This is a genomic window from Bifidobacterium pullorum subsp. gallinarum (genome assembly GCF_000741215.1).
In the GTDB taxonomy this organism is placed as follows: Bacteria; Actinomycetota; Actinomycetes; order Actinomycetales; family Bifidobacteriaceae; genus Bifidobacterium; species Bifidobacterium pullorum_B.
The window spans coordinates 137,967-157,251 of sequence record NZ_JGYX01000003.1; the positions used below are offsets into that span (position 1 = coordinate 137,967).

Annotated in this window: 16 protein-coding genes and 1 tRNA gene; 10 read left to right on the plus strand and 7 right to left on the minus strand. The window is 65.7% G+C overall.

Annotated elements, in window-relative coordinates; translation table 11 throughout:
* The first annotated feature begins 183 nt into the window (after positions 1-183).
* Positions 184-2,121, plus strand: a complete 1,938-nt coding sequence (locus BIGA_RS04955; protein ID WP_033506412.1) for a 1-deoxy-D-xylulose-5-phosphate synthase — start codon at positions 184-186, stop codon at positions 2,119-2,121.
* Here BIGA_RS04955 and BIGA_RS04960 read toward each other — a convergent pair whose 3' ends face one another.
* From BIGA_RS04960 to BIGA_RS04970, 3 genes are read right to left on the minus strand one after another with little or no spacing between them, the layout of a single operon-like run.
* Positions 2,122-3,561 (minus strand): ABC transporter permease, encoded by a 1,440-nt coding sequence (locus tag BIGA_RS04960; protein ID WP_033506410.1) that lies wholly within the window; start codon positions 3,559-3,561, stop codon positions 2,122-2,124.
* Positions 3,558-4,760: a COG1361 family protein gene (locus BIGA_RS04965; RefSeq protein ID WP_051912250.1), complete on the minus strand. Its 1,203-nt coding sequence runs from the start codon at positions 4,758-4,760 to the stop codon at positions 3,558-3,560. The genes BIGA_RS04960 and BIGA_RS04965 overlap by 4 nt, the downstream gene beginning before the upstream one ends.
* 26 nt (positions 4,761-4,786) lie before the next feature.
* Entirely contained in the window at positions 4,787-5,470 is a 684-nt protein-coding gene (locus tag BIGA_RS04970; RefSeq protein WP_152595071.1) for an ABC transporter ATP-binding protein, read from the minus strand.
* Between the two features lie 312 nt (positions 5,471-5,782).
* Here BIGA_RS04970 and BIGA_RS04975 point away from each other — a divergent pair.
* Positions 5,783-5,855 (plus strand) — tRNA-Arg (locus BIGA_RS04975).
* Positions 5,856-5,901: 46 nt separating this feature from the next.
* Entirely contained in the window at positions 5,902-6,981 is a 1,080-nt protein-coding gene (locus BIGA_RS04980) for an ATP-binding protein (protein ID WP_051917101.1), read from the plus strand.
* An 81-nt stretch (positions 6,982-7,062) separates the two neighbouring features.
* Here BIGA_RS04980 and BIGA_RS04985 read toward each other — a convergent pair whose 3' ends face one another.
* The gene (locus BIGA_RS04985; protein ID WP_152595973.1) at positions 7,063-9,342 is read right to left on the minus strand and encodes an alpha-L-arabinofuranosidase C-terminal domain-containing protein; all 2,280 of its coding nucleotides are present in this window, start codon (positions 9,340-9,342) and stop codon (positions 7,063-7,065) included.
* Between the two features lie 238 nt (positions 9,343-9,580).
* On the opposite strand from BIGA_RS04985, the gene BIGA_RS04990 reads away from it, so the two are divergent.
* The 6 genes from BIGA_RS04990 (at position 9,581) to phnX (ending at position 16,197) form a co-directional block, all read left to right on the plus strand.
* Entirely contained in the window at positions 9,581-10,450 is an 870-nt protein-coding gene (locus BIGA_RS04990; RefSeq protein WP_033506408.1) for a MurR/RpiR family transcriptional regulator, read from the plus strand.
* A gap of 232 nt (positions 10,451-10,682) precedes the next feature.
* Entirely contained in the window at positions 10,683-10,814 is a 132-nt protein-coding gene (locus BIGA_RS10020; protein WP_264463265.1) for a hypothetical protein, read from the plus strand.
* The gene (locus tag BIGA_RS10140) at positions 10,769-11,260 is read left to right on the plus strand and encodes an ATP-binding cassette domain-containing protein (RefSeq protein ID WP_202805506.1); all 492 of its coding nucleotides are present in this window, start codon (positions 10,769-10,771) and stop codon (positions 11,258-11,260) included. Before BIGA_RS10020 ends, BIGA_RS10140 begins: the two co-directional genes overlap by 46 nt.
* On the plus strand, positions 11,193-14,057 hold the full coding sequence (locus BIGA_RS05000) for an extracellular solute-binding protein (RefSeq protein ID WP_202805507.1): 2,865 nt from the start codon (positions 11,193-11,195) through the stop codon (positions 14,055-14,057). The genes BIGA_RS10140 and BIGA_RS05000 overlap by 68 nt, the downstream gene beginning before the upstream one ends.
* 156 nt (positions 14,058-14,213) lie before the next feature.
* The gene (gene phnW / locus BIGA_RS05005; RefSeq protein WP_081929480.1) at positions 14,214-15,386 is read left to right on the plus strand and encodes a 2-aminoethylphosphonate--pyruvate transaminase; all 1,173 of its coding nucleotides are present in this window, start codon (positions 14,214-14,216) and stop codon (positions 15,384-15,386) included.
* A gap of 34 nt (positions 15,387-15,420) precedes the next feature.
* The gene (gene phnX / locus BIGA_RS05010) at positions 15,421-16,197 is read left to right on the plus strand and encodes a phosphonoacetaldehyde hydrolase (protein WP_033506405.1); all 777 of its coding nucleotides are present in this window, start codon (positions 15,421-15,423) and stop codon (positions 16,195-16,197) included.
* 217 nt (positions 16,198-16,414) lie between these two features.
* Here the strand turns inward: phnX and BIGA_RS05015 are convergent, their stop codons facing one another.
* On the minus strand, positions 16,415-17,416 hold the full coding sequence (locus BIGA_RS05015; RefSeq protein ID WP_033506403.1) for an alpha/beta hydrolase: 1,002 nt from the start codon (positions 17,414-17,416) through the stop codon (positions 16,415-16,417).
* 166 nt (positions 17,417-17,582) lie between these two features.
* Here BIGA_RS05015 and BIGA_RS05020 point away from each other — a divergent pair, with 166 nt between their 5' ends.
* Positions 17,583-18,014 (plus strand): MerR family transcriptional regulator, encoded by a 432-nt coding sequence (locus tag BIGA_RS05020; RefSeq protein WP_033506401.1) that lies wholly within the window; start codon positions 17,583-17,585, stop codon positions 18,012-18,014.
* A 196-nt stretch (positions 18,015-18,210) separates the two neighbouring features.
* Here BIGA_RS05020 and BIGA_RS05025 read toward each other — a convergent pair whose 3' ends face one another.
* Entirely contained in the window at positions 18,211-18,432 is a 222-nt protein-coding gene (locus tag BIGA_RS05025; protein WP_202805508.1) for a helix-turn-helix domain-containing protein, read from the minus strand.
* Between the two features lie 38 nt (positions 18,433-18,470).
* Positions 18,471-19,085, minus strand: coding sequence for a DUF2975 domain-containing protein (locus BIGA_RS05030; protein ID WP_033506399.1), 615 nt, complete (start codon positions 19,083-19,085; stop codon positions 18,471-18,473).
* Positions 19,086-19,285: the final 200 nt, after the last annotated feature.

The following is a 19,285-nucleotide window of genomic DNA, read 5'->3' on the forward strand; positions in this document are numbered from 1 at the left end:
CGGCGGCAGATGTGAATCACGGCCGGGCGTCGGACCATGCGGGCACGGGGCACGCCCATGCGGCACGACACGCCAGACACCCCCTGATACGGAGAACTCGGGGACATTTCCGGACGCGACGCGTGTGTTCCCGCATCGTCGTCTACAATTTCGCCGGTACTCATCGGAAGAAGGAGTGTGTGCATGAACGGCGAACTGTTGGGACGAATCGGATCCCCGGCCGATGTGAAAGCCCTGGATCCCGCCGAACTCCCGCAGTTGTGCGCCGACATCCGCTCCACGCTCGTCACCTACGGCAAGGCCCATGGGGGGCATATCGGGTCCAACCTGGGGGTGGTCGAGCTCACCGTGGCGCTCCACCGCGTCTTCGACTCGCCCCGCGACCGCATCGTCTTCGACGTCTCGCACCAGAGCTACGTGCACAAGATGCTCACCGGCCGCGCGCAAGCCTATCTAGATCCCGACCGGTATGACGAGGTAACCGGATTCACGAACCCCGAGGAAAGCGAACACGACCAGTTCGTGCTCGGGCACACCGGCACCTCGATCTCGCTGGCCTGCGGTCTGGCCAAGACCCGCGACATGATGGGCGACCTCAACGGCGGCAGCGGCATCGGCAATGTGATCGCCGTCATCGGCGACGGCTCGCTCAGCTCGGCCATCGCCTTCGAGGGGCTGAACAACGCCGCCGAACAGGGCGGCAACCTGATCATCATCGTCAACGACAACGAGATGTCGATCGCCGAGGACTTCGGCGGCATGTACGGACCGCTGGCCCGACTGCGCGAATCGGGCGGCACCGCCGAACCCAATCTGTTCCACGCCTTCGGGCTGGATTACCGCTATGTCGAGGACGGCAACAACGTGGCCGCGCTCGTGGAGGTGCTCGAACAGGTCAAGGACATCGACCATCCGATCGTCCTGCATGTGCACACGCTCAAGGGGCTGGGTCTGGACGCCGAGGACGCGGCGGCCGGGCTCGTCGAGGGCCGTTGCGAGGCGAACCACTGGCAGGATCCGCTGTCCGCCGCCGACCGCCTGCCCGGGGCGCGTAAATATTACGGCGAGATGGCGATGCGGGCGTTGGAGGAGCGGTTCGCCACGGAGCCGGGCCTGGTCGTCATCTCCCCCGCCACCCCCGGGTCGAACGGCATCACCCGGGCGTTCCGCGAGCGTGCCGGCGCGCACTACGTGGACACCGGCATCGCGGAGGAGCATGCGGTCGCCTTCGCCTCCGGCATCGCCAAGGCCGGCGGGCGTCCGGCGCTGGCCACGTCGGCCACGTTCTTCCAGCGCACCTACGACCAGCTGCAGCAGGAGCTGGCCCTGAACCGCACGCCGGCCACGCTGCTTGTGTTCGGCGCCGGCATCTCCGACGCCGATAACACGCATTCGGGCGCGTTCGACATCGCGATGATGTCCAACATCCCGAATCTGGTATGTCTGGCACCCACCAGCGGCGAGGAGTTCCTGCGGATGCTCGCCTGGTCGACCAGCGCGGAGAACCACGATCCGGTCGTCATCCGCGTGCCGGGCGACATGATCCTGGACGGGGAGCGCGAAGGCCATTACCCGGCGTTCCGGGCCGACGAATGCCCCGAATCGTTCACCTTCATCGGGCAACGCAGCGACCTGCCCACGCCCCCGGCGCCGGATTGCCCGTGGAACCGGTACCGGATCAGCCATCTGGGATCAGAGGTCGCCCTGATCGGCCTCGGCGATGCCTATCGGATCGCCGAACAGGTCGCGGCCGAGCTGACCTGGGACCCGAAGAATCCGATCGACGCCACACTCATCGACCCGCGGCGGTATGACGCGTTGGACTACCGGACGTTGGACGCGATCGCCGCCGGGCACCGCATCGTCGTCACAATCGAGGACGGTCAGCTGGACGGCGGTTGGGGCGAGAAGATCACCGCATACTACGCCTCGCTGCCGTCGCTGTCCCGGGACCGGCAGACCCACTACCGTGCGACCATTACGCCGCAGCATGTGCTCAACTTCGGCGCGGACAAGGAGTTCACCGACCGGGTCCCCATGGAACGGCTGCACGACCGGTACGATCTGGCCCCCGGACGCATCGTGGACCGCATCCGCACCGCGCTGGCGTCAGGCCGGTGATCACGTCGCGTTCCTGATCGCGTCCAACGCGGGGATCCGCACAGCGCGGTTCGCGGGCTGGAAGCCCGACAGCAGGCCGATTGCGGTGGAGAACGCGATTGCGAACAGGTACAGCCACCACGGGATCACCGACACCCGCGTGGCCTCCCCGCCTCCGATCACAGCCGTGACGACGCCCCGCACGTCCGCGCTCGCGAACGACACCAAGTTGATGGCCACGGACGCGATCGCGCTGATGACGCATCCGATGACGCCGCCGAGGAATCCTATGGCGCCTGCCTCACCCAGGAACATGATGCGGATGTCGCGCACGGTGCAGCCCAACGACTTCATAATGCCGATCTCGCGGGTGCGTTCGGTGACGGACATGATCATGGTGTTGGCGATGCCGATGGCCGCGACGAGCAGCGACACCGCGCCGAGTCCGCCGAGGATCAGCTGGATGGAGCGCGACTGCTCCTCCAGACTCTCGCGCATCTGGCGCACCGACGAGGTGCCGAATCCCAAAGCGCGGATCTGATCCTCCACCTCGCCCACCTGCGCCATGTCCGTGACCTTGACCAGCGCCTGGTCGTAGGCGGAGGCGCGCGCGGACGAGGGGTCGGCGTCGCGGACGAGCTGCTTCAGGTCGTCGAGCGGCAGGATCAGGCCGCTGGACGTGGCGCCGCCCTTGTTGTAGTCCTCCTTGAGGATACCCACCGGCGTCAGCGCGGTCTCCAGCGGGGTGCCCGCCGCCCCCGCGTCTCCCGCCATCACGCCCTCGGACGACAGCAGGCCGTTGAACGAGGGACCGGCGACCAGGGTGAGCGGCGTGGTCAGCGGATCGAAGAACGGATCGGGGTCGTCGGCGGCCTCGCGGCACGTCCCGGTGGATTCGTCGAACACGCACATGCCGCCGGAGCCGCGCGAATGATGGCGCATGCTGTCCTCGCCGGCGCGGAACCGGTCCATGAAGTCGTAGGCGGTGTATTCGCCGAGCAGCACCTCGCCTGAGCGCAGCGGGGCGCGCCCTTCCAGGAGCACATATCCCATGGCGTCGAGCTGGGTGGTGTCGATGCCCATGACCTGCACGTAGTCGACCACGTAGCGGTCGCCGCCTCCCGTCTTCAACGAGGCCGTGTACGGCATCGAGGCCATCGGCGTGACGCCCGCCACCTGCGGGATCGAACGGAATTCCTCGACGGCCTTGTCGTCAAGCGCGGTCTGTTTGCCGTCGATTCCGCCGCCGGCTCCCGAACCGCCCGCATACACGGTGATGATGCTCAGATCACCCATCGACTCCAGCATGCGCTCGTTCTGCTCGTTGATTCCGGCGCCCAGGGACACCATCAGCACGATGGAGCAGCAACCCACCACGACGCCGAGCACAGTCAGCACGGTGCGCGACTTGCGGCGCAGAAGATTCTGCCGGCACAGCCGCAGGATGTCGGCGAACCTCATCGCCGCATCCCATCGTCCCCGTCGGCGATGACCTGCGTCCGCTCGCCGTCGGCGGACGATCCGTCGCCGGGGCGGGTCCCGTCTCCGGACCGCGCCGGAAAGCCGGATGCTCCCGCGTCATCGGCTGCGACGCCATCCAGGGTGCCGGCCTCGGGATCCCCGCCATCCCAGTCGTCCCAGTCCCCGTCGTCCGTCTGGCGGGCCGCATGCCGCGCGCGACGGCGACGCGCCAGCACCACCGCCAGCGCCACGGCCGGCACGGCCAACGCCGCTCCCCCGGCGATCCACGCCCACAGCGGCACCGTCGGCTCGGGCTCAGGCTCCAGGTCCATGCCCTCGTCGGTGTCGGGGATGCTCTCGCTGACGTTGAGCGTGATCGGGAAGTCTCGGGTCTTCGCCTCGCCGTTGGGGTCCTCATAGCTGATGCGCAGCGTCGCGTTCACCTCGCCGGCGGCCAGCGGGGTGAACGCGAAGCCGACGGCCCCGGTGCCGCCCGAGGCCACGTTGCCCAGGTACTGACTGGGCACGGCGCTTTCGATGCCCTCGCCCTCGATGCTGGCCTCGACGTTGGCGATGTCGGCCTTGCCCTTATTCACGTAGGCCATCGTCACGGTGGCTTCCTCGCCGGCGTACGTCGATTCGGGCAGCACGGGGTCGTTGATCTGGAAACGGTCGGGCTGGACCACCGGCACCGCGATCCTGATGTCGCTCGAGCCGCTGCTGCGCACGCCGGCATCCACGTATTCGTACCGGAATCCGACCGTCACGGCGTGCGCGCCGCTGGCGGCGCTGCCCAGCGCCTGCATCGGCACGCTCTGGGTGAGCGAGTACCCGGCATCGAGCCAGTCGACGTAGAACGTGTTGGTGCCGCCGGCAATCGAGAAACTGTCGCCGCCGTCGACCGTGACCACCATGTTCTGCACCGCGACGCGACCCATGTTCTGGAACGTGTAGCCCAGCGTGAAGTCGCCGCCGACCGCGGCAGGGGCGTCGCCGTAGGTGAAGTTGGTGATGATGACGTTCGGGACGGGCCCGGCCGCCGGCGCGGCGGGGGCGGTCGTGGCGGCGTCCGCCGCCGGATCGTCGTCCGCGTGGGCAAGCGGCGCCGGCAGCAGCGCCACGGCCAGCGCGAGCGCCGCCGCGACCAGCGCGATCCATGCGACGGGCGTGGCCACGCGGCGGGATGCGGGTTGCTCCATGATAGTGGTCCTTCCTCGGGTCCTGTTCAGTGGGTGTTCAGGGTGTCGTCGACGATGCGGCCGTCGAACAGCGTCACGATGCGGTCCGCATAACGCGCCATGTGGTCGTCGTGCGTGACCAGCACGATGGTCTGGCGTCGCGCGTGCGCGAAGTCGCAGATCATCTCCATCACCTCGACCTTGGTCCTCGAGTCGAGGTTGCCGGTCGGCTCGTCGGCGAACACGACCTGCGGACCGGCGATGAAGGCGCGCGCGATGCCCACGCGCTGCTGCTGCCCGCCCGACATCTGCGCGGGGTAATGGCCCATGCGCCCCTTGAGGCCCACGCGTTCCAGCATGGCACGCGCGGCCCGCTCCCGTCTCTGCCTGGACACGCCGCGGAACATCAACGGCATCGCCACATTCTCAACGGCGTTCAGCGTGGGCAGCAGGTTGTACGACTGGAACACGAAGCCCAGATGCCGCTGCCGGAACACCGCCAGCTCACGTTCGTTCAACGACGAGACGGGGACCCCGCCGATGCGCACCGAGCCGCGCGTCGGCTTCTCCAGCCCGGCCAGCTGGTTCAGCAGCGTCGACTTGCCCGATCCGGACTCGCCGAAGATGCAGCAGATCTGGCCGCGGGGCACGGCCAGGTCGATGCGTTCGAGCGCGACCACCGACTCGTCGCCCACCGGGTATTCCTTGCGCAGGGCGCGCACGTCGATCATGGGCCGTCGGCGCGCACCGGGCCGCCCCAACCGGTCCGCGCCGGAATCCGGAGAGGTACGTACACGTTCCGCGGACCGATCCGCACCTGGTGGCAACGCCATCTGTTCCCCTTGTCTAGACCGCCGTCGGTGCGGCGTATATGCGTGGACGGCCCGACGGGGCCGTGTCGCCAACACGACGATGTTCCCCGAAGTATACCGGTATCGTCACGGCCGCGCCACCCCTAGGGGGGGGTGACGCGGCATGCGCGCGGGGCACGGTCGGACGGTCCGATGGAAGGGCCCGCGTGCTATAGTGGTGTGTTGGTCTCCGCCTCCGTAGCTCAGTGGATAGAGCGACATCCTTCTAAGTTGGCGGTCGCCGGTTCGAATCCGGCCGGAGGCACCGAATGCCGTTGCGATGTGTCGCATCGCAACGGTAGACTGCAGTCATGGGGACCACACAGGAATCCTGGCCACAGGGGGCCGAAGACGCCGATCAGGTACAGCGCGATCCGAATCATGCCGACAACGCTTCCGATACGCAATCCGGCACCGAGCCGGCACTGTCATTCAACGAGATCCAATCCGCATGCGAGCAATCAGGTCTCACCCTGGATGACGTCCTGACGGAACGCCTCAGCCGGCACACCTCCGAGGCAGACCCCGCGGACGCCGCATTGCTGCTGTCCGACCAATGCCCGTTCTCCACGACCTGCGTCAGGTTCGCCGACGACTCCAAGGACACGATCATCGGCAGATCGAGTTTCGGCGGCTCTCTGCTCCGCCAGATCAGCGAGGCCGAAGCGTTCCTGGATGCCGACGGCACCGATGCCGCCTGGCCGCCGAACGCCGTGCGCGAGGCGCTGACCAATGCGATGATTCACCGGGACTACCGGTATTCCGGACCAACGATCGTCAACCTGTTCCGCACACGCATCGAGATCATCTCCCTGGGCGGTCTGGTTCCCGGATTGAGCAGCGACGATTTGCTCAACGGAATCTGTCAGCCGCGCAACCCGGAACTTGCAAACGCATTCGCGCTGCTGGGCTGGAGCCAGAACTGCGGCGTGGGCATCCAACGCATCATGGACGCCTATGCGGACGCGTCGGACTACCCTCAGCTGCGCGTCGGCCCGGGATCGGTCGCCGTCGTCCTGCCGATACTCTCGCGCCTGCATCTGTCCACCGACGACGACGCCCAGAGCGCACCGCCGGCACCGGCTCCCACCGCCAAACGCTACGCCTTCCCCGCCATGTCCGGCGAGATGGCGGGCCCCACGAACACCGCCGGGCCGAACATCGTCTGGTTGGCGGCGCCGCCCCCTGCGTCCGCAAGCCCGGCGGCCTCATTGGAGGCGATGACGTTGCGACTGCTGGCCACGGCGGGACTGCCGCTCTCCCGCACCGAGATCGAGACCACGCTACAGCTGGACAAGAACCGCAGCACCCGCGTCCTGCGCAATCTGGAACGACAGGGCAAGGTCGTCCGGCAGGGGCGCTCCCGTGCCACGCGGTATCGCCTCGCCTGACGAGGCACGGCCGCGCCGCCCCGCTCCCGAGGCCGGCATCGCCCGCCCGAGGCCGGCCTCGCCCGCCCGACGTCGGGCCGGTCACTCCACCGTGACCAGCGTGACGCTGTATGGCTTGACGGCTATGGCCACATGCACCTGGGCCGATGACAACCGGTATTCGTTCACCTCATGCCGGATATCGCCCCGGGCGGGTCCCATGTACTCCAGTGACCGCTTGTCCTGCGGCCGGCCGTGCAGGGTCTCGACGCGCATCGTCGGCATCCTCCGCCGCGAACCGCCCAGCGCCCGCAGCCCCGATGACACATCGAGCGTGACCTGCACCGACTCACCGCCGACATTCACCAGCTTGATATAGCGGCGCGACCCCTGATCGCCCGTGGCCGACACGAACAGCCGTTTGGGTGCTTCCGGGCTGACCGAGCACGCGTAGGCCAACGACCCCACGTTGGCGGAGAACAGCCGCTGCACCTCATAGTTCACGGTCGGGTTGACGTGCGCGGGGTTGAATTCGATGAGGTTCTGTTCCCATCCCTTGCCGGGGATATGCGCCAGCAGCGGGGCGTATGAGGTCATGTGCACCACGTCGCTGTTGCGCTCGCAGCCGGTGAGGAACGCGGCCTCGGCGAGCGCCGACCGCCATTGGCAGGCTGTGGCGTAGCGTTGCGGCTGTCCGGCGAAGTAGCCGTTGGCCGAGTACTCACCGAAATAGACGCCCGCCCCGCAGCGCGGGTAGTCGTCGAAGCGATGGGCCTGCGCGATGAACCAGTCGGGTGAATGGTAGGAGTGTTCGTCCACGATGATGGCGTCGCCGGTGGCCGATCCGACGGCCGCGACGATGGTCTCCGGCTTGTTCTCGACGCCCGTGTCCCCATCCGTTCGCCCGGATGCGGTGTCCCCGGCACCGGCGGCACCGCCGATGGCGGCGGCCACGCGGGCGACGCTGCGCGCGTGCTCCCAGCTGCGGCGCATCGGCAACGCGAACGGGAACAGCCCCGCGCTCATCACGCACAGCATGGAGGGGTCCTTGGCGTGGATGGCGCGTGCGATGGCGTCGTATTTGGCCACATAGTCGGCGCCGTAGTTCTCGTTGCCGATGCCGATCATATCCAATCCGAACGGCTCGGGATGCCCCATATCCGCCCGGATGCGGGCCCACCTGCTCGTCTCGGGGTCGCCGTTGGCGAAATCGATGAGATCCAGGTAATCCTGCACGACCACATCGCGGAAATATTGCGAATCGATATCGATATGCCGCGGATCGCGGTACGGCGACTGGCAGGTGATGCCGGCGAACAGCGTCGGCAACGGCTTGGCGTTGAGATCCTCGCACAGGCAGAAGTACTCGTAGAATCCGATCTGGTAGCTCTGCGCGTAGCTGGACCCGTCCGGCGTGCGGAACCCCCACATGCTGTACTGCTGGCGGCGGGCCGGCAACGCGCCCACCGTGTCCTTCCACCGGTATTCGTTGCCCGGGGTCACCCCCTCCACGATGCAGCCGCCGGGGAACCGGATGAAAGAGGGCCTCAACGCGGCGATCGCCTCCACTAGGTCGCGCCGCAGCCTGCCGAACCGCCACTTGGGATCGCCCCTGCCCCAGTACTCGGCATCCATCAGCGTCACGCAGTCCAAATCGCAGACCACGGGCTCGCCGTCGCGGCGGATCAGGTCGATGCGCAGCTTGCCGTACTCGGTTCCCCGCCCCTGCAGGGAAGCGGCCAGCAAATGCCAGTCGTCCGCTTCCCGACGGACCGAGGCCTGCGGATCACGCGCCGACACCGTGGCGGCCGATGCCGACGCATCACACCGGAACGTCGCGGCATCCGTGAGCGGCAGCCCGTACCGATCCACCACCGACACGCGGATATCGCAGTCGCCGGCGACGGGGCGCAGGACCATCGAGAACTCATACCCATGCCCCTTTACGATCGACATCGCGCAGGCATGGGCGTTCGCGCCGCCGCCGTTGTACCCCAGGTTCTCCACCCGGGCGGGCGCCGGTTCGATGCCATGCCCGCCGTGCACGGACAGGCGCGCATACCGGCTGTGCGGATGCACCGGGGGCGCCGGACAATCAGTGGATACGGGGCGTCCGTGCTCGTCGGGCCGTTGCGTGCCGCAACTGACGGCCGACAGCCCCTCGAACTGCCAGAACCGCAGCGGATCGGATTGGGCGCGCCACCGCTGCGACCCCTGCACGCGCAGGCTGTGATGGTCGAGGTACACGCCGTCGAAACTGTAGTTGTTCACCATATTGGCGTTCAGGCCGCCGTCGGCCCCCAGATTGATGTCCTCGAAGAACACCCCATACAGCCGATCGCTTACCGCATGCGTCGGCTCGCCCACCGTCACCGTCACCATATTCCTATTATCCCTCCGGACACCCCCGGCCCCCGCGGCACACCGCATCCGACACGATACGTCGTATCGGGGCCCATGCCCCTGCGGGGTACGTAGGCCCGGACGGCGGACACCGCCGAACACCGCGAATTCACCCGATGTTCATCCGGGCTTCAGTTCACCGCCCCCGCAGGCTCACCCGGGGGCGATACGCTGGCCCCGTCCGCCGAACCGCAGCGGCTTGACCTAGGAGAACGACGTGCAGACTTCCACGGGAATCAGGGAACGCATCGACCATGTGTACCCCTCGTTGCGTCCGGCGGAACGTGCCGTCGCGCAGTATGTACGCGATCATCTCGCCGAGGCGTCGGAGCTGACCGTGGGCCAGTTGGCCGAGGTCGCCCGCGTCAGCGAGCCGACGGTGATCAGGTTCTCCCGCAAGCTCGGGTTCGGCGGCTACCGTGAACTGCGGTACGTGTTGCGTCACCCGCAGGCGGAACGGCAGGCCACGTTCGACCCGCTGGAGGGATTCGACCTCAATCCGTGGGACAAGCTCGACGACGTGCCCGAGAAAACCGTGAACGCCGCCAAAACCCTGCTGGATGACCTGCTCGCCTCGCTGGACCGCAAGGAGCTGCACAAGGCCGTCTCGCTGATCACCCGGGCCAGGCTCATCGACATCATCGGCGTGGAGAACTCGATGGTGCCCGCCACCGACCTGTTCACCAAGCTCAGCTATCTCGGGCTGACCTGCCGGCTCAACGCCGACGCCTACATGCAGCAGATCGGCGCCGGGCATCTCGAACCGGACGACGTGGTGGTGGCCTTCTCCCATTCGGGCCGATCAGCCGACACCATCAAGGCGCTGCGTCTGGCCAAGTCCCGCGACGCGCACACCATCGTCATCACCAACACCCCGGACGCGCCCATCGGCAACTGGGCCGATGTACGGCTGCTGGCCGGCCGGGAGGACCGGAAGATCTACGGCAGCGCCATCTTCTCCCGCACCGCGCACATCGCCATGGTCGACATCCTCTACATGGCCGTAATCCTGAGCGACTACGGCCGTTTCTCCACCGAGCTCGACCGTTCGGGGCGCTACATCCAGGACCGCGGATTCGGGGCCTGAACCTACAGAACTACGCGCGATTCGTGTAGTTTCACCCGGAGTTCACGTTCCTTTCCCCCACCTTTCTTCCGCGATGGCCGATCGGCCGCGGCACCGGGGCGACGATGGAATTACGGACGGATGCCGTCCGGCCCCATAGCCGAACATCGAACCCAGCCGGCGAACGGGCCGGCACCCATATGACGGACGGACAGACGCCCTTCGCCCCGTCCGCGGAAGGTAGTAGCGAACCATGCTCGAACTGAAGAACATCACCAAGTCGTTCGGCGACACCCCCGTGCTGAACGGCATCAGCCTGACCCTGGACAAGGCCGGATCATGTCGATCCTCGGACCCTCCGGCGGCGGCAAGACCACGCTGCTGAACATCATCCTCGGCATCACCGACGCCACCGGCGGTCAGATCCTCTTCGACGGCGAGGACCTGACCCGGGTGCCGATGGAGAAGCGCGGCTTCAACATCGTCTTCCAGGACTACGCGCTGTTCCCGAACCTGAACGCCTATGAGAACATCACCTACGGCCTGCGCAACAATCCCGGCGTCTCCAGCGAGCAGGAGATCAAGGAACGACACCCCGGAGAACATCATCGAGCATCCGGTCAGCGACTTCGTGCGCGACTTCATCCTGCACCAGCTCGAGGTCAAGCGCAACAACATCTACTCGCTGTTCTCCGAGGACCACGCCGCCGACCCCGCCCGCCGCGAACCGGCGCTCGTCCGCGCCTGAGAGGAGTGATCCACCATGTCGGTCGAATCCATCCAGGCGGGCAAGCAGCTGCCCAACATCGCCCCCGAGATCGTCAACCATGAGCGCCGCCCCTCCAAGCCGAAGCAGACCGAGCTGTGGGTACTGCTGGCGGTTGTGGCGGTCGCGTTCTGCGCGTTCCTGATCGTGCCGATGGCGCTGGTCGTCATCAAGTCGTTCCAGACCGGCGACGGCGCGGCCACGCTGAGCAACTACGGCGCAATCATCGCCCAGCCCGAGTTCCTGACCTCGGTGCTCAACTCGCTCAAGGTGGCGAGCGCGTCCGCACTGGTCTCGGTGCTGCTCGCGTTCCTGCTGGCCTACACGGTCAACTGCACGAACGTGCCGTCCGGTCTGAAGAAGGCCGTCTGCCTGCTCACCCAGGTGCCGATGCTGCTGCCGACCATCACCTACGGCTTCGCGATCATCTACAGCTTCGGCAATCAGGGTCTGATCACCCGTCTGTTCGGCACCCAGCTGTTCGACATCTACGGCTTCACCGGACTGATGATCGGCTACGTGATCTACACGCTGCCGACCTGCTTCCTGCTGATCAACAACAGCTTCCAGTTCGTGGACAAGAAGTTCATCATCGTCTCCCACATCATGGGCGACAAGCCGTGGACCACGTTCCTGAACACCATCCTGCGCCCCCTGGTCGGCACGCTGGCCGTGGCGTTCATCCAGGCGTTCTTCCTGGCGTTCACCGACTACGGCATCCCGACCTCGGTCGGCGGCACCTATGACGTGCTGGCCATGACGCTGTACAACCAGATGCTCGGCTCGATCCCGAACTTCAACCGCGGCGCCGTGATCGCCGTGTTCATGCTGATCCCCTCGATCCTGTCGATCATCCTGATGACGGTCCTCGAACGCTACTCGATCCGCTATTCCAAGGTCTCGCAGGTCGAGCTGCCCAAGGGCCCGGTGCGCGACTGGCTGTGCGGCATCGGCTCGGTGCTCACGCTGGCGTGCGTGCTCTCGCTGTTCGCGGTGATTCTCGTCATCCCGTTCGTGAACGAATGGCCGTTCGACACCTCGTTCACCCTCTCGCACATCACCGCCCTGTTCACCGAATCCGAGCTGAGCTCGGTGTACACGAACTCGCTGTACGTGGCCGTGATGACCGCCATCATCGGCTGCCTGTTCGCCTACGCCGCTGGCCTGGTAACCTCCCGTTCCAAGCTGCCCAACTGGGCCAAACGCGCGGTGGACTCCATGAGCTCGGTCATCAACACCGTGCCCGGCATGGTGCTCGGCATCGCGTTCCTGTTCGCGTTCTCCGGCAGCTCGCTGCAGAACACGTTCTGGATCCTCATCATCGCGAACATCGTGCACTACTTCGCCACGCCGTACCAGATGATCAAGGACTCCCTGACCAAGATGAACGGCTCGTGGGAGACCACGGCCAAGCTTATGGGCGACAACTGGTTCAAGACGATCGTGCGCGTGGTCACCCCGAACGCGTGGCCGACGATCCTGCAGGTGTTCGGCTACTACTTCGTCAACGCGATGGTCACGATCTCCGCGGTCGTGTTCCTGACCGGAGCCCGCACCCAGGTCATCACCACCGAGATCTCCGCGCTGCAGCATCTGGCCGAGTTCGATCAGATCTTCGCGCTGTCGATCCTGATCCTGGCCACCAACCTGATCGTCAAGGGCGTGGTGGCGGCGGCCACCCGCGAGCGCGGCACGGTCACCATCCGCCAGCGCGTGGTGCAGGTCGCCACCGCCGCGATGACGGTCCGCCGCGATTCCCGGCTCGTGGCCGCCGAACAGGCCTCCCGCTCCGGCTCCCCCGACTTCCCGCTGCCGACCACCGACAACCGTCGCGGGCGCACCATCTTCACCGGCACCCTCTCCGGCATCCTGGCGGTGCTGCTTGTCGCCTTCGGATTCGGCGCGTTCTCCGGCACCGCCGCGGCCGACGGCCAGGTCGTCATCTACACCAACGCCGACGACGAGGCCGTCACCGCGTTCCAGAACGCGCTGAACGCCAACAGGTTCGAGAACAAGTACGTCATCCAGAGCTTCGGCACCTCCGAGCTCGGCGGCAAGCTGCTCGCCGAGGGCAAGGCGCTGGAGGCCGACCTGATCACGATGAGCTCGTACTACGTGGATTCGGCGCAGGAACGCAACCATATGTTCGCCGACCTGACCGACGTCAAGTCGCAGCTGCTCCAGGACAGCAGCAACTCCACGGCCCCGGCGTACCGCCGGCCGACCACCGTGCAGGAGGGTGCGATCTTCTACAACACCACCGTACTGCGCGACGAGGGGCTGCCCGTGCCGCAGTCGCTGGCCGATCTGGCCGATCCGATCTACGCCGGGCAGATCTCGGTGACCGACATGGAGGGCTCCTCCACCGGCTGGCTGATGGTCCAGGCCATCGCCGACGCCTATGGCACCGGCGAGGAAGGACGCGAGATCCTGACCGGCATCTACCGCAACGCCGGCCCGCACCTGCAGATGTCCGGCTCCGGACCGCTCAACTCGGTGCGCTCCGGCGAGGTGGCGATCGGCTTCGGCCTGCGCCACCAGGCGATCGCCGACAAGAACGAGGGCCTGCCGATCGACTACGTGGATCCCGAGGAGGGCAACTACTCGCTGACCGAGTCGGTGGCCGTGCTCGACAAGGGCGACCGGACGAACCCGCTGGCGCAGCGGATGGCCGCCGCCATCATCGACGCGGGCCGCCCCGAACTGCTCCGGACCTATCCGAACCCGCTGTACGTGGGCGAACAGGCGCCGGACAACGGTTCCGCGAACCCGCAGGTCTTCCCCGAGCCGCTGACCGTGGACCTGCTGCAGGCGCACCAGGACTTCTCCGAGGCCTGCAAGCGCGAGGCGCAGGGCAAGTAGTCCCGCCCGGACGCGTCCCTCCCCTTTTGCACGAATCGGCCGATTCTTACGTTGGCATCGCAACCATATGGCCGTTTCCGCAAGAATCCCCCGATTCGTGCATTCCGCCCCCCACATCTGTACACCGCAACCATCAAGAAAGGCACACCCATCACCATGAACCGCGACTACAAGCTGCTGACCCCCGGTCCGCTGACCACCACCCGCACGGTCAAGGAGGAGATGCTCTTCGACCACTGCACCTGGGACGACGACTACAAGGCCATCACCCAGAAGATCCGCGCCGACCTGCTTGAACTCGCCCACTGCAACCCGTCCGAGTACACCACCGTGCTGATGCAGGGCTCCGGCACCTTCGGCGTGGAGAGCGTGCTGACCAGCGTCATCGGCGCCGACGAGAAGGTGCTGCTGTGCACCAACGGCGCGTACGGCGACCGTCAGGTCAAGATCTGCGAGCACGCCGGCATCGACTACGTGCAGTACGCCGAACCGTACGACCGGATCCCGGATACCGCGCATGTGGCCGAGATCCTCGACAACGACCCGTCAATCACCCACGTCTCGATGATCCACTCGGAGACCACCTCCGGTCTGCTCAACGACATCGAGTCGGTGGCCCGCGTGGCCAAGGCGCACGGCTGCACGTTCATCGTGGACGCGATGAGCTCGTTCGGCGGCGTGGACATTCCGGTGGCCGACTGGGGCATCGACTTCCTGGTCAGCTCCGCCAACAAGTGCATCCAGGGCGTGCCCGGCTTCAGCTTCATCATCTGCAACACGGCCAAGCTGGAGGCGTCGCGCGGCAAGGCGCGCAGCCTGTCGCTGGATCTGTGGGACCAGTGGAACACGTTGGAGAAGGACGGCGGCAAGTGGCGTTACACCTCCCCCACCCATGTGGTGCTCGCGTTCAACAGGGCGCTGGACGAGATGAAGGCCGAAGGCGGCATCCCCGCGCGTTCGGCCCGCTACGCCACCAACAACCGCATGCTGATCGCCCGCATGAAGGCGCTCGGCTTCGGCACGTTCCTCAAGGAGCATCAGGGTCCGATCATCACCACCTTCACCTACCCGGAGGGCGTGAGCTTCGACTTCGCCGACATGTACGCGTTCATCAAGGAGCGCGGCTACGCCATCTACCCGGGCAAGCTGACCGACGAGGAGACGTTCCGCCTGGGCAACATCGGCGAGATCTACCCCGACGACATCCGCCGCGTGACCGAGCTGTTCGCCATGTACATGGCCGAGCGCGGACTGCTCGAACCCTGCGCCGGCACCACCGACATCGCCACCGCCATCGAGGCGATGGACGAGGCGTCGGCCGCCCTGTGACAACCCGATAACCGCATAGCAAAGGATGTATCTGATGACCAACCGTTTCGACGCCGTGATCTTCGACTGGGCCGGCACCACCGTGGACTATGGCTGCTTCGCCCCCGTGCAGGCGTTCGTGGAAGCGTTCCGCGAGTTCGGCGTGGAGCCGACGATGGATGAGACCCGCCGGCCGATGGGCATGCTCAAGCATGACCACATCAGGACGATGATGGGCATGGACCGCATCGCCCGCGCATGGGAGGACGCGCATGGCGCCGCCCCCACCGATGCGGACGTGGACGCCGTCTACAGCCACTTCGAGCCCAAGCTGCTGAGCATCCTCGACCGGTTCGCCGACCCGAAGCCGGGGGTGATCGACGCCGTGGCCGCGCTGCGCGAGGCCGGATTGAAGATCGGCTCGACCACCGGCTACACCGACGCGATGATGGAGATCGTCGTGCCGAAGGCCGCCGAGCTCGGCTACGCCCCCGACCATTGGGTCAGCGCCGACGGCACGCAAGGCTTCGGCCGCCCGTACCCGTACATGATCTTCCACAACATGCAGGTGCTGCGGCTGATGGATGTGCGCCGCGTGGCCAAGGTCGGCGACACGATCTCCGATATCAAGGAGGGCAAGAACGCCGGGGTGTTCACCGTCGGCGTGACCGAAGGCAGCTCGCAGATGGGCCTGTCCCTGGCCGAGTTCGAGGCGCTCTCCCCCGCCGAACAGGACCGTGAGCGGCTGATGGCGCGTGAGGCGTTCCTGGAGGCCGGCGCCGACGCGGTGATCGACACGATGGCCGAGCTGCCCGCCCTGCTGCTGGGCTGAACGCGCTCATCGCCCCGGCATATGCCGCAGAGGCACGGTTCTCAAGGCGCACGATCTCAGCTCAGCCTCAGCCTGCGGCTCCAAGCCACAGCTCGTGAGAACCGTCTTCGGGTGCGTGTTGTCGTCTCCGCGCGACAACACGCACCCGAAGTGATGTCTAGGATGCCGTGTTGTCGCATCCGTGCGACAACACGGCATTTGCGTATCCTCCGCCGGTTCAGCGCAGGTGTTCGTTGAAGAACGTCTCCAGCTTGTCGAACGGGATCGCGTCCTTGCCACCGCCGTCATACAGGTCGGTGTGCACGGCGTCGGGGATGATCAGCAGCTCCTTGTTGTCCGTGTACGGGTTGTCCTTGACCATGGCGGCGTAGGCGTCGCGGCTGAAGTAGCAGGAGTGGGCCTTCTCGCCGTGCATCACCAGCACCGCGCTGCGGATCTCGTTGACGTACCGCAGAATCGGCTGGTTCAGGAACGACATGCATCCGATCACGTTCCATCCGCCATTGGAGTTCAGGGAGCGGGGATGGTAGCCACGCGGGGTCTTGTAGTAGTCGTGGTAGTCCTTGACGAAGAACGGGGCGTCGTCCGGCAGCGGGTCGACCACGCCGCCGGCCAGCGCGTACTCGCCGTTGCGGCAGTCCGCGGTCCGCTGCGCGTTCAGCGCCCGCTTCTTCTCGTAGCGGGCGTCGGCGGAATCCTCCGCATCGAAGTAGCCGTTGGCGTTGACGCGGGTCATGTCGTACATGGTGGACGCCACGGTGGCCTTGATGCGGGTGTCCAGCGCGGCCGCGTTCAGGGCCATGCCGCCCCAACCGCAGATGCCGATGACGCCGATGCGTTCAGGATCCACGTTCTCCTGCACGGACAGGAAGTCGACGGCCGCCTGGAAGTCCTCGGTGTTGATGTCCGGTGAGGCCATGTAACGCGGTTCGCCGCCGCTCTCGCCGGTGAAGGACGGGTCGAAGGCGAGGGTCAGGAATCCGCATTCCGCCATCGTCTGCGCATACAGGCCCGAGGCCTGCTCCTTGACCGCGCCAAAGGGGCCGCACACCGCGATCGCGGCCAGGCGCCCGGCGGCGTTCTTCGGCTCGTACAGGTCGGCCGCCAACGTGATGCCGTACCGGTTATGGAAGGTGACCTTGCGATGGTTCACCAGCTCGCTTTGGGGGAACGTCTTGTCCCATTCCTCGGTAAGGTTCAGGGGCTTGGTATCCGCCATGGTTCATCGTCCTTTCCTTGCGATGTCCGCTGCAACCGAATCCGTCGGGTCTGCCCGGGCTTCGGAGAGCCGTGATTCCGTTCTTCCGCAACTTGCAGTATGATCATAGAAGTTAAAGTCAACTTGAGGTCAAGCATCATGGTGTGTCGCCGCGAAGGAGAATCCCATGCACTATTCGATCGGCGAGGTATCGGACATCACCGGCATCGCGGCGTCCACGCTCCGCTATTACGACCGTGAGGGCATGTTCCCCGCAATGGAACGCTCCTCCGGCGGCATCCGCGTGTTCTCCGAGACGGAACTGGCCACGCTCAAGGTGATCGCATGCCTGAAATCCTCGGGCATGCCCATCAAAGACATCAAGGAGTTCCTGGACTGGTGCCAGGAGGGCGACCCGTCGATCGGCAAGCGTCGCGAGATGTTCCACCGCAGGCTCACCGAGGTCGAGTCACAGATCGCCGAACTCGAACGCACCCGCAACATGCTGCGCTACAAGTGCTGGTATTACGACACCGCCTCCGAAGCCGGCACCGAGGACGCCGTACGGGACCTCCCCGACGATGCCATTCCGGAGGACCTGCGCGATTACCGCATCTGAACAGGGCCGCGCCAGTGGATCCGGCGACACCCTTCGGCCATCCACGAGGCCCATCTCACCCGACACTCCCGGCCTACTCCGGACTCTGCGATATCGCGACTGTGATACATGACGCAAAAACATTGGAATTCCAACGTTTTATAGACTTACAGCACAGTCACGATGTCGCAGAGTCACGATGCATCACAGTCCGGATTCATCCGGGAGTGTCGTCCTCCACGTAGTCGAGGATGTCGCCGGGCCGGCAGTCCAGGGCCTCGCAGATCGCGGCGAGCGTGGAGAAGCGGATCGCGGTGACGTGGTTGTTCTTGATCTTCGACAGGTTCACGTTGGTGATGCCGACGCGGTCGGCCAGCCAGTTCAGACTCCGACCGCGCTCGACCATCATCCGGTCCAATCGCAGGACGATCCGGCCCACGCCGCATCACCTCCACTTATCGCTGCCATTCAAGACCGCTACACCAGTCCATCCATCTCATGCTGCATGGCCGCACCGCTCTCGAAGACGTGCGCCAACGACCAGCAGAGCAACCCGAGCATGACGAACACCACCGAACCCAGCCCCACGGAGACCGAAGCCCCCAGCAGGCCGCATACCGCCGCCATCACCCAGGAGACGACCGGCAGCGCGATCAGACAGGATCCCACGAAACGGAACGACCGCACCATACGTTCGCCGAACGGCCCTTCCAATCCGCCACGGGAATGCTCCCACTCCTTCAGCCGCAGACATACATCGGCGATTTCGTGAAAGACCAACGCCATGCATACCAGTATGGCGAGTTGGGCCACCAGCACCAACGCCACCAGCGGATAATACACCTCGTCACGCATGCGCCCACGCCCCAGATACACGTCCACGTCCAGGAACGAGCCGGACACCGAGATCGAGTCCGCATACACGCGATTTGCATCGGCATCCACCACGATTGCCGAACGGTTCATATACAACAGCACGGCTCCCACGACCAGCCACGCCACACCAAGCCAGAGCACGATCTCTATGATTCTGGCGATCACCGATGCGATGCCGTTGCCCCTGGCCCACTTCACACCAATTACCTGTTTCATGATGCAACCTCCTTGCTGCATCCATAACCATGTCCTATATCTCCATAATATCCCTAAAATTAATGTTTGTCGATAAATGTATATCGTTTTGCGATATATACACTGTCTCTCCCTTGGGATGACTCATTACCGTCTCCACCCATCCCCCACCCCTCAGCATCCAAGTTTCTGTTTTCCGGACCTGATACATCGCGACCGTG